Origin of the sequence: Burkholderia sp. BCC0322, from assembly GCF_902833045.1 — a bacterium.
Classification (GTDB): Bacteria; Pseudomonadota; Gammaproteobacteria; order Burkholderiales; family Burkholderiaceae; genus Burkholderia.
On sequence record NZ_CADFDU010000001.1, the window covers coordinates 48,027 to 61,934 of the forward strand.

13 protein-coding genes are annotated in these 13,908 nt (G+C 66.2%); 6 read left to right on the forward strand and 7 right to left on the reverse strand.

Annotated elements, in window-relative coordinates:
* Positions 1-3: 3 nt before the first annotated feature.
* Positions 4-333 carry a DUF3579 domain-containing protein gene (locus HWX39_RS00230; protein ID WP_175965033.1) on the forward strand — a complete coding sequence of 110 codons (330 nt, stop codon included), beginning with the start codon at positions 4-6 and terminating at the stop codon, positions 331-333.
* Between the two features lie 271 nt (positions 334-604).
* Positions 605-1,456: an alpha/beta hydrolase gene (locus HWX39_RS00235; protein ID WP_175965034.1), complete on the forward strand. Its 852-nt coding sequence runs from the start codon at positions 605-607 to the stop codon at positions 1,454-1,456.
* A 177-nt stretch (positions 1,457-1,633) separates the two neighbouring features.
* Here the strand turns inward: HWX39_RS00235 and HWX39_RS00240 are convergent, their stop codons facing one another.
* The gene (locus HWX39_RS00240; protein WP_175965035.1) at positions 1,634-2,074 is read right to left on the reverse strand and encodes a PACE efflux transporter; all 441 of its coding nucleotides are present in this window, start codon (positions 2,072-2,074) and stop codon (positions 1,634-1,636) included.
* A gap of 99 nt (positions 2,075-2,173) precedes the next feature.
* On the opposite strand from HWX39_RS00240, the gene HWX39_RS00245 reads away from it, so the two are divergent.
* Positions 2,174-3,064 carry a LysR family transcriptional regulator gene (locus HWX39_RS00245; protein ID WP_175965036.1) on the forward strand — a complete coding sequence of 297 codons (891 nt, stop codon included), beginning with the start codon at positions 2,174-2,176 and terminating at the stop codon, positions 3,062-3,064.
* A gap of 65 nt (positions 3,065-3,129) precedes the next feature.
* On the opposite strand, the gene HWX39_RS00250 is transcribed toward HWX39_RS00245, so the two are convergent.
* A complete protein-coding gene (locus tag HWX39_RS00250; RefSeq protein ID WP_175965037.1) occupies positions 3,130-3,561 on the reverse strand; it encodes a Tautomerase enzyme in 432 nt (143 codons plus the stop codon).
* Between the two features lie 125 nt (positions 3,562-3,686).
* Here HWX39_RS00250 and HWX39_RS00255 point away from each other — a divergent pair, with 125 nt between their 5' ends.
* Positions 3,687-4,283 carry a TetR/AcrR family transcriptional regulator gene (locus HWX39_RS00255; protein WP_175965038.1) on the forward strand — a complete coding sequence of 199 codons (597 nt, stop codon included), beginning with the start codon at positions 3,687-3,689 and terminating at the stop codon, positions 4,281-4,283.
* Between the two features lie 93 nt (positions 4,284-4,376).
* On the opposite strand, the gene opcM is transcribed toward HWX39_RS00255, so the two are convergent.
* From opcM to HWX39_RS00275, 4 genes are read right to left on the reverse strand one after another with little or no spacing between them, the layout of a single operon-like run.
* Positions 4,377-5,912, reverse strand: a complete 1,536-nt coding sequence (gene opcM, locus HWX39_RS00260; protein WP_175965039.1) for a multidrug efflux transporter outer membrane subunit OpcM — start codon at positions 5,910-5,912, stop codon at positions 4,377-4,379.
* A 10-nt stretch (positions 5,913-5,922) separates the two neighbouring features.
* The gene (gene ceoB / locus HWX39_RS00265; RefSeq protein WP_175965040.1) at positions 5,923-9,123 is read right to left on the reverse strand and encodes a multidrug efflux RND transporter permease subunit CeoB; all 3,201 of its coding nucleotides are present in this window, start codon (positions 9,121-9,123) and stop codon (positions 5,923-5,925) included.
* 45 nt (positions 9,124-9,168) lie between these two features.
* Positions 9,169-10,386 carry a multidrug efflux RND transporter periplasmic adaptor subunit CeoA gene (ceoA, locus tag HWX39_RS00270; protein ID WP_175965041.1) on the reverse strand — a complete coding sequence of 406 codons (1,218 nt, stop codon included), beginning with the start codon at positions 10,384-10,386 and terminating at the stop codon, positions 9,169-9,171.
* 32 nt (positions 10,387-10,418) lie between these two features.
* Positions 10,419-11,279, reverse strand: coding sequence for an alpha/beta hydrolase (locus tag HWX39_RS00275; protein ID WP_175965042.1), 861 nt, complete (start codon positions 11,277-11,279; stop codon positions 10,419-10,421).
* A 174-nt stretch (positions 11,280-11,453) separates the two neighbouring features.
* On the opposite strand from HWX39_RS00275, the gene ceoR reads away from it, so the two are divergent.
* Positions 11,454-12,458 (forward strand): putative multidrug efflux transcriptional regulator CeoR, encoded by a 1,005-nt coding sequence (ceoR, locus tag HWX39_RS00280; protein WP_175965043.1) that lies wholly within the window; start codon positions 11,454-11,456, stop codon positions 12,456-12,458.
* Between the two features lie 434 nt (positions 12,459-12,892).
* On the forward strand, positions 12,893-13,186 hold the full coding sequence (locus HWX39_RS00285; protein ID WP_175965044.1) for a DUF4148 domain-containing protein: 294 nt from the start codon (positions 12,893-12,895) through the stop codon (positions 13,184-13,186).
* A 220-nt stretch (positions 13,187-13,406) separates the two neighbouring features.
* Here HWX39_RS00285 and HWX39_RS36000 read toward each other — a convergent pair whose 3' ends face one another.
* The gene (locus tag HWX39_RS36000) at positions 13,407-13,628 is read right to left on the reverse strand and encodes a purine nucleoside permease (protein ID WP_244134859.1); all 222 of its coding nucleotides are present in this window, start codon (positions 13,626-13,628) and stop codon (positions 13,407-13,409) included.
* Between the last annotated feature and the right edge of the window lie 280 nt (positions 13,629-13,908).

Here is a 13,908-nt window from a genome sequence, read left to right on the forward strand (position 1 = left end):
GGCATGGATCGCATCGAAGTCACCGAACAAGGCCGCATTACCGGCCACCTGATCCGCGGCGTCACGCGCGCGCAGAAAACCTTCCGCCCGAGCGACTGGCCCGAGCGCCTCGCGGGCGTCATCACGCTGTTCGTCGGCGAACGACGGCCCGGCTATCCGTGCGCGCTGTCGCGGCTCGCGATGCCCGTCGTCGACGGCGGCGTCAAATGCCTGGTCGTGTCGGACGAATTGCGCACCGTCTGCGCGGACGCATTCGACTTCGCGATGCAGTTCGCGGCCGACAACGACCTCCCCGTCGAGCTTCAGGCCGCGCCCGTGCTGACGGTGCGCTGACGCGCGGGCCGCTTTCGCGGCTCGCGTGCTTCCCGTTTTCCAACGGTACGATGCGCAGGCGCGCAGGCCGCCGCACGCCCTTTTTCGGCCATTCCGGCACTTCGACCTACCGTCAGACGATTGAAAGCATCGATACCCGTCCCCTTCCGACAAGGGTTTCCGGCCGAACCATCAATAAAATTGATCGTCGCAATGAAAATTATGCGTTTTCCTTGCAGGTCGCCGTGATGCATAGTTGCGTCGTGTTGACGCACCTTTGAGTCTTTCAGTCATGAACATGCGAATCGAGCCGTCCGTGCTCGCGAACCCCGACCTGCAATTTGCGACGCTTTCGTCAGGCATCAGCCTGCCGTATGTCGAGCGGGGCAGCGGTGCGCCGATGGTGTTCGTGCACGGCTCGCTGTGCGATTACCGCTACTGGGATCCGCAGCTCGCGTCGCTGTCGGCCCACTACCGCTGCATCGCGCCGAGCCTGAGCCATTACTGGCCGGCCGTCGAAGCGGGCATCCAGGACGAGTTCAGCTGGCAGAACCACGTCGACGAGCTCGCCGAATTCATCGATGCGCTCGATCTCGGCCCCGTGCACCTGGTCGGCCACTCGCGCGGCGGCAGCGTCGCGTTCAACGTGGCGCGTCAGCATCCGCACCTCGTCGAGTCGCTGACGCTCGCCGATCCGGGCGGCCCGCTGCAACAGCCGGGCGTGCGCGAAGCCGCGCTGCCGGCCGCCGCGATCGCGCTGCGCACGAAGGCCGTGAACCTGATCGGGCAAGGCGACGTCGAATCGGGCCTCGAGATGTTCGTCGATTCCGTGAGCCTGCCGGGCGCATGGAAGAAGAGCACGTCGCGTTTCCGCACGATGGCGATCGACAACGCGAGCACGCTGCCGAAGCAACTGCGCGACCCGCTGCCCGCGTATTCGCAGCACACGGCCGGCGACATCGCATGCCGCACGCTGCTGATCGACGGCCAGCGCAGCCCGAAGATGTTCCGCAACAACGTCGAGACGCTGTCGCAGTGGATCGGCAACGCGCAACGGCAGACCGTCGCCGGTGCGTCGCACGGGATGAACGCCGCGAGCCCCGCCGTGTTCAACCGCTTCGTGCACGAGTTCGTCACCGCGTAAGTTCTCCCGGGCGGCGTTCGTTCCGCCCGGTTTTCCTGCTTCATTCGGAAACGGTGCGGCCCGCCCCGCATCGCTTTCCTGTCGCCCGCCGCACGTCACCGGCGCATCCGCCGCGCGAATCCAGACACCTCTGCACGATCCGCGTCCGCGTGCCGGACACCGGCGCGGCGCATCGCATCACGCCGCCGGCTCCGCCTTGCGCGTCACCGCATCCGGCAGCCCGAACACGCTGTCGAACGCCCAGTTGTACGTGAACGTGAAGATCGGGAAGAACACGATCAGCACCGCGTCGTACAGGAACGCCTGCAGCAGCGACACGTCGAGCCACCACGCGATCAGCGGGATCAGGAACGTCACGAGCGCGACCTGGAAGCCGATCGCATGCAGCACGCGGCGACCGACCGTGCGCGTCGTCGCCGCACGCTTGCGCTCCCACGCTTCGAACGCGAGGTTGTACAGGAAATTGACGGTGACGCCCGTCGTCGAGATCATCACCCCCATCGCACCACTCGTCGCCACGCTCGCGCCGCTCAGCATGCCGAGCACCGACGAGGCGATCAGGATGCCGAGCACCTCGAACATCACGACGTAGACTATGCGTCTCTTCCACCCTTGCATGACCATCCACCTTCCATCGAACAAGGTGGCGAGACTATCAGCGGGTAGCACGTCCGCAAAAGTCAGGTCCTTTCAATTTTTCTGACAGGAAGCCCTCGCATGCTGACCAGCGACCACATCGACATGCTGCTGACCGTCATCGACAAAGGCTCGTTTTCCGCCGCCGCACGTGCGCTCGGCCGCACGCCGTCGGCAGTCAGCATGGCGATCGCGAACCTCGAGGCCGAACTCGGCCTCGTGCTGTTCGATCGCGGCACGCGCGAACCGACGCCGACCGCCGCGATGGCCGCGCTGCTGCCCGACGCGCGGTCGATCGCCGAGCAGTTGCAGGTGCTGCGCGCCCACGCGCAGCACCTGTCGGAAGGCGTCGAAGACACGCTGCGGCTCGGCGTCGCGGCCGAAATCGACCCGGCGCCCGTCGCCCGCGCGCTGACGGCGGTCGCCGCGAAGTATCCGGCGCTCGCGATCAGCGTCGTCACGGCGCCGCAGGACGCGATCGTCGACGCGCTGCATCGCACCGCCATCGATCTCTGCGTGGCGTACTGCGGGCTCGACCTTCATCCGCAGGAGCAGATTCATGCGCTGTGGACCGAGACGCTCGTCGCGGTCGCCGCGCCGAGCCATCCGGCGATCGTCGAAGGCGCGCAACCCGAGGCGATCGAGCGGCTGTCGGGCTTTCGGCAGATCGTGATCGCCGATCCGGAGCGGCCGCTGACCGACATTCGGCCGCTGATCGGCAACCGCACGTGGAAGGTGACCGACATGGCGACCGCGATCGCGCTGGTGAAGGCCGGTCATGGCTGGGCGAACCTGCCGGCCTCCGTGATCGGCCGATACGTCGCCGACGGCGAACTCGCGCCGCTCGTGTTCGCGAACATCCGCAACGGGCTGCCGCTGCCGGTTTACCTGCGCCGGCCGAAACACACGGGGCTCGGCAAGGCGGCCAGCGAACTGGTCCGCGCGCTGCGGGCTGCCGGCGATGAAAAATGACCGGCGCGGCGGCAAACGCCGCCACGCCGTCGGTCAACGCATGACGGTTTGACCGTTAGTTGCGGTTAGTGCGATGCCACGGCCGCACTCTGGATCGAATCGACGAGCGCCGCGTTGTCGTAGCGTCGTCCGGCAATGCCCCATCCACCGTCGACCGCATGGACGACGTTCACCCAGACTTGCGCAGGCGTCAGCCGCCCGCCCGCACGGCGCAGCACGATCGCGGTCGCCCGTTCGACGAATTGGCGCTGCCGGTCGGGCGCCGCCAGCGCCACCGCGGGCAGCTTCAGCTCGACGAACGCGGCAGGCTCCGCGCGCCCGTGCACGAAGGTCCGGTGCCGCGGCAGCACGTTGAGCGTGCCCACGACGTTCGGCGCCAGGAACGCATTCCCGGTCAACCCCTCGACTTCCAGCAACGCATCGGTCAATTCGGCAAACACCGGCCCTTCGTCGTCCGGCGTGAAAACCCCTTCGGATACTGTCAGCGTAATCGGCATCGCACTTTCTCCTGGTCAGGTCATCGGTTGGGTGACGTGATATAAATACCAGTCACTCTCTATACAATAGACACTGATCGCTCTCTTTGCAAGATAAAGAGTGATCACTCTGAAGCGAGCCTGTCATGCGTTATACCGTCGAGCACAAGCACGAAACCCGCACGCGCATCCTCGATGCCGCGAGCCGCCTGTTCCGCCAGGAGGGGTATGGCGGTTCCGGCATCGGTCCGCTGACGAAGGCGGCGGGCGTCACCAACGGCGCGTTCTACGGCCATTTCAAAACGAAGGGCGAAGCATTCCGGCAGGTCGTCCTCGATGGCCTCGACCAGCTCCGGCAGGGCGTCGCGACGTTCAAGGCCGAGCACGGTGCGCGCTGGCGGCGCCCGTTCGTATCGTTCTACCTCGGCCCGCGGCGCACGTGCGAACTCGGCGAAAGCTGCGCGCTGCCCAGCCTGTCCCCGGAGGTGATGCGCGCCGACGATGAAACGCGCGACGCATACGCGCACGCATTGCGACAGATCGTCGACGAGTTGTCGGCCGGGATGGACAACCCACCCGACGACGACCGCGCGATCGCGCTCCTCGCGCTGCTGTCGGGCGGGGTCACGCTCGCGCGCGCGGTGCGCGACCCCGAGCTGGCGCAGCGCATCGCCGATGCGGTCGGCCGGTACGCGGTGGCGATCGCCGAACGCACTGACGTGCAGCCCGAGCAACAGAAGTAACCAGCCGCCAACAAAAAACCCCGATCCGCGTCGCCACGGATCGGGGTGCTTCGATCGACCACTTGTTGCAACGGCCCGCCTCGGGCCGGCGCGTCAACGCGCGGCTACCTCCGCCTTGACGGACGCCGCATCGCCGACCGCCGTCGGCGCATTACCCCACCCGCCGCCCAACGCGCGGATCAGGTTCACGGTCGACACGGCCTGCGCACCGGTCAACTGGTTCGCCTGCAGTTGCGACTGCAGCACCGAGCGCTCGCTGTCGATCACGTCGAGATAGGCAACCTCGCCTTCCTGATACTGCGTGCGCGACAACGTCGCCGCACGGCGCGACGCATTGACGGCCGCATCCTGCGCGCGGATCTGATCGTCGAGCAGGCGCAGGTCGGCGAGATTGTCCTCGACCTCGCGGAACGCGACGAGCACCTGCTGCCGGTAGTTCGCGACCTGCTCGTCGTACTGCGCGCGCGCCTGCTGCACGCCGGCCGCACGGCGTCCGCCGTCGAACAGCGGCAGCGTCAGCGCGGTGCCGGCGAACGGCCCGAGCAGGAACGTGCGGCTCGACCACAGGAACAGGTTGCCGAGCGTCGACGCTTCATAGCCGAACGCCCCCGTGATATCGAGCTTCGGGAAATACGCGGACTTTGCAAGGCCGATCCGCGCGTTCGCGGCCGCCATCGCACGCTCGGCCGCCGACACGTCCGGGCGGCGTTCGAGCAGTGCGGACGGCAGGCCCGGCGGAATCTTCACCGCGACCGGCACGATCGGCGTCTCCTTGAACCCGAAATCCGCCGGCGCCTTGCCGAGCAGGATCGCGAGCGCATGCTCGGACGCCGCACGCCGGCGCGCGACGCCGACTGCATCGGCCTGTGCGCTGGCCAGCTCGTTCTTCGCGCGCGACACGTCGAGTTCGCTGATGTCACCTTCGTTGAAGCGGCGCTGCACGAGCTTCAGTGCCTGCTCGCGCAGATCCACGGTGCGGCGGTACAGGTCCTGGTCCGCATCGAGCTGACGCAGTTCGAAGTAGTTCTGCGCGACGTCCGCCTGCAGCGCGAGCTGCACCGAACGGAACAGCGCTTCGCTCTGCGCCTGGTCGGCGCGCGACGCCTCGACGTTGCGGCCGACTCGGCCGAACAGGTCGGCTTCGTACGACACCGTGCCCTGTGCGCGCCACAGCGTCGCATTGGTCGGGCCCGTGCCCTGCGGCTGGAACTGCGACGCCGACGACAGCCCTTCGCGCGTCGGCCCGAAACCGGCGCCGATCTGCGGGAACCATTGCGAGCGCGCCGTACGCGTCGCCGCGCGTGCTTCCTCGACACGCGCGGCCGCGGCCTTCAGGTTCTGGTTCGCGGCGAGCGCCTGCGTCTCGAGCGAATCGAGCACCGGGTCGCCGAACACCTTCCACCATTCGCCGCGATGTTCGCCGTCCGACGGCTCGGCCGTCTTCCACGTGCCGGCCTGTTCGCCCGCGGCGAGCGTCGGCGCTTCCTTGAACGCGGCGGGCGTCGGCGCATCCGGGCGCTTGTAGTCGGGGCCCACCGCGCACGCGGCGAGCAGCGTCGCGAGCAGGGTGCTCGCGGCCGCCACCTTCGCGAAGCGCATCAGGCCATTCGTGTTGTGCAAGTTGTTCATTGTGTTGTCCTCAAGCATCCGAAGCCGGCACGCCCTGGGACGGCACACCGTAGCCGGCCGAGTCCTTGCCCGCGACGTGGATCTTGCCGCCCGCGAGCGTGCGCAGCACGACGTAGAACACCGGCGTCAGCATCAGCCCGAACAGCGTCACGCCGAGCATCCCGAAGAACACCGCGACACCCATCGCATGGCGCATTTCCGAACCGGCACCCGTCGACGTGACAAGCGGCACCACGCCCATGATGAAGGCGATCGACGTCATCAGGATCGGGCGCAGCCGCAGCCGGCTTGCCTCGATCGCGGCCTCGAGCGGCGTCCTGCCGTCGTGTTCGAGTTCACGCGCGAATTCGACGATCAGGATCGCGTTCTTCGCCGACAGCCCCACCAGCACCATCAGGCCGATCTGCGTGAAGATGTTGTTGTCGCCCTGCGTGAGCCACACGCCCGTCAGCGCCGACAGAATGCTCATCGGCACGATCAGGATCACCGCGAGCGGCAGCGTCAGGCTTTCGTACAACGCGGCGAGCACGAGGAACACGAGCAGCACGCTGATCGGGAACACGTACATCGCCGAATCGCCGGCAAGAATCTGCTGGTACGTGAGGTCGGTCCATTCGAACCGCACGCCACGCGGCAGCGTCTCGTGCGCGATGCGCTCGATCGCGGCCTGCGCCTGGCCCGACGAGAAGCCCGGTGCCGGGCCGCCGTTGATGTCGGCCGCCGTGTAGCCGTTGTAGCGCACCACCATTTCCGGGCCGAACGTCGGCGTCACCGTGACGAGCGACGACAGCGGCACCATCTCGCCCTTGTCGTTGCGCGTCTTCAACTGCAGGATGTCGTCGGCGCGCTGGCGAAACGGCGCATCGGCCTGCACGCGCACCTGGTACACGCGCCCGAAGCGGTTGAAGTCGTTCACGTACAGCGAGCCGAGATACACCTGCATCGTGTTGAACACGTCGGTCACGGGTACGCCGAGCTGCTTCGCCTTCACGCGGTCGAGATCGACGTTCAGCTGCGGCACGTTGATCTGGTAGCTCGTGAACAACGGGCCGAGCTCAGGCGCCTGCTGCGCGCGCTTGATGAAGTCGTTGGATGCATCCGCAAGCCGCGCATAGCCGACCGCGCCGCGATCCTCGATCTGCATCTTGAAACCGCCGAGCGTACCGAGGCCGAGCACCGGCGGCGGCGGGAACACCGCGACGAACGAGTCCTTGATCGCGCCGTACTGCTGGTTCAGCGCGCCGGCAATCGCACCGGCCGACAGCGCCTTGCCGTGCCGTTCGGAGAACGGCTTCAGCGTGACGAACACGATGCCCGCGCTCGAGCTGTTCGTGAAGCCGTTCACCGACAGCCCCGGGAACGCCACCGCGCTCTCGACACCCGGCTGCTTCAGCGCGATCGAGCCCATGTCGCGGATCACCTTCTCGGTACGGTCGAGCGATGCGCCGTTCGGCAGTTGCGCGAACGCGATCAGGTACTCCTTGTCCTGCGCGGGCACGAAGCCGCCCGGCACGACCTTCGACACCAGCACGGTCGCGCCCACCAGCACGAGGTACACGCCGAGCATCAGCGTCTTGCGCGACAGCACGCCGCGCACGCCGCGGCCATAGTTCTCCGCACCGCGATGGAACACCTTGTTGAAGCCGCGGAAGAAGCCGCCGAGCACGCGGTTCATCACGCGCGTGAGCCAGTCTTCCTTGTCGCCGTGGCCCTTCAGCAGGATCGCGGACAGCGCCGGCGACAGCGTCAGCGAGTTGAACGCCGAGATCACCGTCGAGATCGCGATGGTCATCGCGAACTGCTTGTAGAACTGGCCGGTCAGGCCCGACATGAACGCGAGCGGCACGAACACGGCGACGAGCGTCAGCGCGATCGCGATGATCGGCCCGCTCACTTCCTGCATCGCCTTGTAGGTCGCTTGCCGCGCGTTCATCCCGCTTTCGATGTTGCGCTCGACGTTCTCGACCACCACGATCGCATCGTCGACCACGATCCCGATCGCGAGCACCATCCCGAACAACGACAACGCATTGATCGAATACCCGAACGCGAGCAGCAGCGAGAACGTGCCGATGATCGACACCGGCACCGCGATCAGCGGAATCAGCGACGCGCGCCAGGTCTGCAGGAACACGATCACGACGATCACGACCAGCGCGATCGCTTCGAGCAGCGTGTGCACGACCGCCTTGATCGACGAACGGACGAACTGCGTCGGGTCATAGACGATCTTGTAGTCGACGCCCGCCGGCATGTCCTGCTTGAGCTCGGCCATCGTCTTGCGCACTTCGTCCGAGATCTGCAGCGAGTTCGCGCCCGGCGACTGGTTGATCGCCATCGCGACGGCCGGCTTGTTGTCGAGCAGCGAGCGCAGCCCGTATTCCGACGCGTCGAGCTGGATCCGCGCGATGTCGCGCAGGTGCGTGACGCCGCCGTCCGGCGTCGTCTTCACGACGATGTCGCCAAACTCGTCTTCCGTCTGCAGACGGCCGCGCGCGTTCACCGACAACTGCAGCGGCGTGCCCGGCAGCGACGGCGATGCGCCGATCACGCCGGCCGCGACCTGCACGTTCTGCTCGCGGATCGCCTGAACGACGTCCTCGGCCGACAGCCCGCGCTGCGCGACCTTCTGCGGATCGAGCCACACGCGCATCGCGTAGTCGCCCGAACCCCACAGCTGCACCTGGCCGACGCCCTGGATCCGCGACAGGCGATCCTTCACGTTGATCAGCGCGTAGTTGCGCAGGTAGGTCATGTCGTAGCGGTTGTCCGGCGAGATCAGGTGGACCACCATCGTCAGCGTCGGCGAGCTCTTCACCGTCGTGATGCCGAGCCGCTGCACGTCTTCCGGCAGGCGCGGCAGCGCCTGGTTCACGCGGTTCTGCACGAGCTGCGTGGCCTTGTCCGGATCGGTGCCGAGCTTGAACGTGACGGTGATCGTCATGTTGCCGTCGCTGTTCGCCTGCGACTGCATGTAGAGCATGTCCTCGACGCCGTTGATCTGCTCTTCAAGCGGCGACGCGACCGTCTCGGCGATCACTTTCGGGTTCGCGCCCGGATACTGCGCCTTCACGATCACCGAAGGCGGCACGACTTCCGGATATTCCGAGATCGGCAGCAGGAACATCGCGATCACCCCGCCGAGCAGGATGATCACCGATAGGACTCCTGCGAAGATCGGTCGGTCGATAAAGAATTTTGAAATGTTCATGTGTGGCTCTGTCTGGTTGAACGCGGATACGAAGCGGCGGGCCGCTTACGAATCCGCCTTCGCCGGTGCGGCCGGCTTCGCGGTGCCCGCGAGCGGCGCGGACGGCGCGTCACCGCCCGTCATCGGGACCATGTGCGGCTTCACCTGTTCACCGGGGCGCACGCGCTGCGTACCGTTCACGACCACGCGATCGCCGGCGGAGAGCCCACTCACGATCACGCGCTGGTTGCCGTGCTGCATCCCCTGCTGCACCTCGCGGTAGGACACGCGGCCCTGCTGGTCGACGACGAACACGAACTTCTTGTCCTGGTCGGTGTTGATCGCCGCGTCGTCGACGAGCAGTGCCTCGTGCGGCGCGCTGCCGCCCACCTTCACACGCGCGTAGAGGCCCGGGACGAGCGCGCCGTCGGCGTTGTCGAAGCGCGCGCGCACGCGGATCGTGCCGGACGACGTATCGAGCCGGTTGTCGACCGAGTCGATCTCGCCGCTGCGCGAGTAGCCCGTTTCGTTCGCGAGACCGAGCTCGACCGGCACCTTGCGGCCACTGCGCGCACCGCTGATGTATTGCAGATAGGTCTGCTCGTCCGCGTCGAACGATGCGTAGATCGGCGACACCGACACCAGCGTCGTCAGCGGCGCGGCCGATGCACCGGCCGACACGACGTTGCCGAGCGTGATTTCCGCGCGCGACACGCGGCCCGACACCGGCGCGGTGATCCGCGTATAGCCGAGGTTGATGCGCGCCGTTTCCAGCGCCGCTTCGGCGGCCTTCAGGTTCGCCGCCGCCTCGCGCGCCGCATTCTGCTTCTCGTCGTAGTCGCGTTTCGCGATCGCGTTGTCGCCGATCAGCCGCTGCGCGCGCTGCCAGTCGGTCTGCGCGTAGCCGTTGCGCGCCTGCGCGGCCGCAAGCTGCGCAGCCGCACGATCGGTTTCGGCCTGGTACGGGCGCGGGTCGATCACGAACAGCACGTCGCCCTTCTTCACGAGCGCGCCGTCCTTGAAATTCACCGCGACGATCGTGCCCGACACTTGCGGGCGCACGTCGACTTTCTCGACCGCTTCGAGGCGGCCCGAATAACTCTGCCAGTCGGTCACGGTCTGCGGCACGACGGTCGCGACGTCGACTTCGGGCAGCGGTGCTGCCGCTTTCTCCGGTGCGTTTGCGTTCACGCGCATCGCGCCGAACGTTCCGAGGCCGACGACGGCGAGCGTCACGATCGCCGCTGTCGCGATTCGGGAACGGGAGGTGCGTAGGATGGCCATGTGGATCTCCAGTAAACGTGGATTGGTTTTGGTTATTCGGAACGATTCGGCTGGCGCGCCTGGAAGCGGCACTGGAAGAAGCGCACGGCTTCCTCGAATGCGGCTTCGTGCGTCGCGAGCGCGGCGTGCGTGATGTCCGGATAGCGGATCACCTGCGTGAGCACGCCCGACGAGATCAGGCAGCTCGCATATTTCTCCGCTTCGACGTGCAGCACGTCGTTCTGCGCGGTGACGACGAGCGTCGGCGGCAGCCCCGCGAGGCGCACCGATTCGAGCGGCGCCGCGTACGGGTGCATGCGCTGCGCGGCCTGCGGCAGGTACGCGCGATAACATGCCGCGCATTCGCGCGCGGTAATGTCCGACGCGAGGCGCTCGGCGTCGCCGATGCGCGTCATGCTCGGGTCGAGCATCGGCCCGAACAGCGCCTGCGCGGCGATCGACACCTCGCCGCGGTCGCGTGCGATGAACGCGAGGCAGTTCGCGAGCTGGCCGCCCGCGTCGTGACCCGCGACACCGATTTTCTTCGGGTTGCCGCCGAACGCGCGGGCGCGCGTCGCGGCCCACACGGCGGCGCGATACGCATCCTCCGGCGCGGCCGGAAAAGGAAAGGCCGGCGCGAGCGAATAATCGACCGACACGACGAGCGCTGGTAAGCGTTCTGCTAAAAAACGCGCGGCGAAATCGGCGTCTTCGAGCGAACCGCGGACGAAGCCGCCGCCGTGGAAATAAAGCACTACCGGCAACCCGGTCTTGTCCGGGCGGCGGTAGAGGCGCAGCACGATGTCCTGCGCGTAGCCGGGAATTTCCACTTCGGCGACCGTCAGCGCCACGCCCGCCGTGGCTGGCGCGGGCAAAGCGGCTTTCAGGAATTTGCTGAATTCAGAAGCGTCCATGACGATGCAGCATCCATTTCGAGATGGAACGAATTCTGGGTCCGGCAGACATTGGGATAAATGCCTATAATCCGGCAACACAATTCAACGCCCCCGAACAATCCGAGGCTGCGTTTACCCACGAGGTAGCGCAGCCTTGTCGTTCCGGAGGCTCATTAGATTGCGGAGGTTGTGATGGACCGGCTTCAGGCCATGCAGGTGTTTACTCGCGTCGTCGATACAAGCAGCTTCACCAAGGCAGCAGAAACGCTCAGCTTGCCGCGAGCGTCCGTCACGACGATCATCCAGAATCTCGAAGCATTCCTCGGTGTGCGGCTGATGCACCGGACCACCCGCCGGCTGTCGCTCACGCCGGACGGCGCCGCGTATTACGAACGATGCGTGCGGATCCTCGCGGACGTCGAGGAAACCGAGGCGAGCTTCCAGGCGAACAACCGGAAGCCGCACGGAAAGTTGCGTATCGACATGCCGGGTTCGATCGGACGGCTGCTCGTGATTCCGTCCCTGTGCGAATTTCATACGCGCTATCCGGACATCGACCTGCAGCTCGGCCTGTCCGACCGGCCGGTCGACCTGCTGCAGGAAGGGGTCGATTGCGTGATCCGCGTCGGCGCACTGCAGGACTCGTCGCTGGTCGCGCGCCGGGTCGGCCTGTTCGAATGCGTGACGGTCGCGTCGCCCGACTATCTCGAGCACCACGGTGAGCCGCAAACGATCGACGACCTGAACCAGCACAAGGCCGTCAACTACTTCTCGAGCCGCACCGGCCGCACGATCGACTGGACGTTCCTGATCGAAGGCAAGGAAGTCGAGATGAAGATGGAAGGCATCGTGTCGGTGAACGACGCGGATGCGTACGTGACCTGCGGGCTCGAAGGCTTCGGGCTGATCCAGCCGCCGCTCTTCATGGTGCTGCCGCATCTGCGCGAAGGCCGGCTCAAGGAAGTGCTGCCCGGCGTCAAGCCGCTGCCGATGCCGATCTCGGTCGTGTATCCGCACAGCCGTCATCTGTCACCGAAAGTGCGCGTGTTTGTCGACTGGGTCGCCGAAGTGTTCGACCGCTGCCCGCTGCTGAGCGGCAAGGGCAGCCTCGACGCGACCTGCAGCAAGCGCACGTTCGAGGAAGCCGAGCGCGCACCGGCGCTCGACACGCCGGTCATCAACGAGTGGGTCGCGTAACGTCCGACCCGCGCGACCGAATCGCGCAACTGAACGACACGCGCGGGCCGCGAGGCCCGCGCGTCGCCCCGCCTCCGCGCCCCGCCTCGGTGCCCCGTTTCCCGCCCGGCGCACCCGATCCTTCCCGAATCCGCAGCAAACCTTTGTGCCGTGCGACGCAATCGTCCGCGTGCGTCGCCGCGTACCGTCGTCGCTCCCGTGCGAGGCCCGCTGCAAGCCGGTTCGAGCGGTTTCCGCATAACCCTGCCGGGTGTACGGATGTCGATTGTTCCACTGACGCGACAATTCAATTCGCATCCGCCGCATTTATCGCGACGGAACAGATACCTAGAGTAAACCCTGTCGCGCACCTCGTTGCGCATCGAACAGATCCCGCTTGATGGGACCGGAGTCAGCGCTGAAGCGCTCACTCATATCGACACAGGAGTTTCGCCATGAACCGCCGCCATCTTCTCTCCGCCTTCGCCCTCGCGCTCGCCGTGTCCGCACCGGCCTTCGCCGATTCGGGTACGCCGCATGCCGGCGACTACGGCAATACGTCGTGGTACTCGCAGCACTACGGCCCGCGCACGCGCGCCGAAGTCAGCGCGGAAGTCGAGCAAGCACGCAAGGACGGCACGCTCGCGTATCTGCGCAAGGCCAATTCGTATCCGCAAGGGCTCGAACTGGCACAAGGGGCGTATCGCTCGATGCCCGAAAGCAACCAACTCGCCGGCGGAGGCCGGTAAACGCGCAACGCCGCGCAACGGGTTGCCCCGTACACGGCGTCGCGATTCCCCTATCGACGACTCGCCGAGTCAGTCAGTTGGATAGTGAATTGCAGGAGCACATGATGAACGATCAACTTCCTTCGCCGCTCGATCACTGGGACGACACCACGCCGGTGTGGACGCCGTTCCGTTCGGCCCCGCACGCGCACTGATCGCCGGCTGGACCATCACCCGGCCTTTACCGGCGCGGCACCCCGTCGCGCCATTCGCCCCAGTGCGTCACGATGTCCTGAACGAGCGGATTGCCCGCGCGGTACAGGTTTTCGGTCGCCGGGGCGAAGCCGTCTCCGAGCAGTGCCTGGGGCCCGCGAACGCTTGAGACACACAGCCGCAGCCGCGATCGCTGCGACACGATTTGTGACGTTAAACAAGCGAATTCCAGCGACCTGACCTTGGCCATGCGAGGCGCCTCGATTGACACAGGAAAAGTCGCCTGTTTGATCGCGTTTTACGTATTCGTCGGAGCCCGATCAACCGTTCCGGGCAATACGAAGCCGTTTCGCTCTCGACTTCCGCCAGACTGCATGTTTCGCAAGGAAACGCCTATTGGCTAGAGAAAGCGTGAGTCTTGTCGCGCCTTTATTCACACTTCTCAAGCTTCATCTCTCTCCCCGATTCTTTCCGGCAAGTCCATTGTTCGCCCCGGGTACTTAGCATGAGCACTCCCAATGATGTTCCTA

Bases quoted from the DNA above. Each gene is read 5' to 3' on its own strand.
- HWX39_RS00275 (WP_175965042.1), bottom strand. From the start codon at position 11,279: ATGGACGCTTCTGAATTCAGCAAATTCCTGAAAGCCGCTTTGCCCGCG.
- HWX39_RS00245 (WP_175965036.1), top strand. From the start codon at position 2,174: ATGCTGACCAGCGACCACATCGACATGCTGCTGACCGTCATCGACAAA.
- HWX39_RS36000 (WP_244134859.1), bottom strand. From the start codon at position 13,628: ATGGCCAAGGTCAGGTCGCTGGAATTCGCTTGTTTAACGTCACAAATC.
- HWX39_RS00230 (WP_175965033.1), top strand. From the start codon at position 4: ATGGATCGCATCGAAGTCACCGAACAAGGCCGCATTACCGGCCACCTG.
- ceoA (WP_175965041.1), bottom strand. From the start codon at position 10,386: ATGGCCATCCTACGCACCTCCCGTTCCCGAATCGCGACAGCGGCGATC.
- HWX39_RS00285 (WP_175965044.1), top strand. From the start codon at position 12,893: ATGAACCGCCGCCATCTTCTCTCCGCCTTCGCCCTCGCGCTCGCCGTG.
- HWX39_RS00235 (WP_175965034.1), top strand. From the start codon at position 605: ATGAACATGCGAATCGAGCCGTCCGTGCTCGCGAACCCCGACCTGCAA.
- HWX39_RS00250 (WP_175965037.1), bottom strand. From the start codon at position 3,561: ATGCCGATTACGCTGACAGTATCCGAAGGGGTTTTCACGCCGGACGAC.
- HWX39_RS00240 (WP_175965035.1), bottom strand. From the start codon at position 2,074: ATGCAAGGGTGGAAGAGACGCATAGTCTACGTCGTGATGTTCGAGGTG.
- ceoR (WP_175965043.1), top strand. From the start codon at position 11,454: ATGGACCGGCTTCAGGCCATGCAGGTGTTTACTCGCGTCGTCGATACA.
- HWX39_RS00255 (WP_175965038.1), top strand. From the start codon at position 3,687: ATGCGTTATACCGTCGAGCACAAGCACGAAACCCGCACGCGCATCCTC.
- ceoB (WP_175965040.1), bottom strand. From the start codon at position 9,123: ATGAACATTTCAAAATTCTTTATCGACCGACCGATCTTCGCAGGAGTC.
- opcM (WP_175965039.1), bottom strand. From the start codon at position 5,912: ATGAACAACTTGCACAACACGAATGGCCTGATGCGCTTCGCGAAGGTG.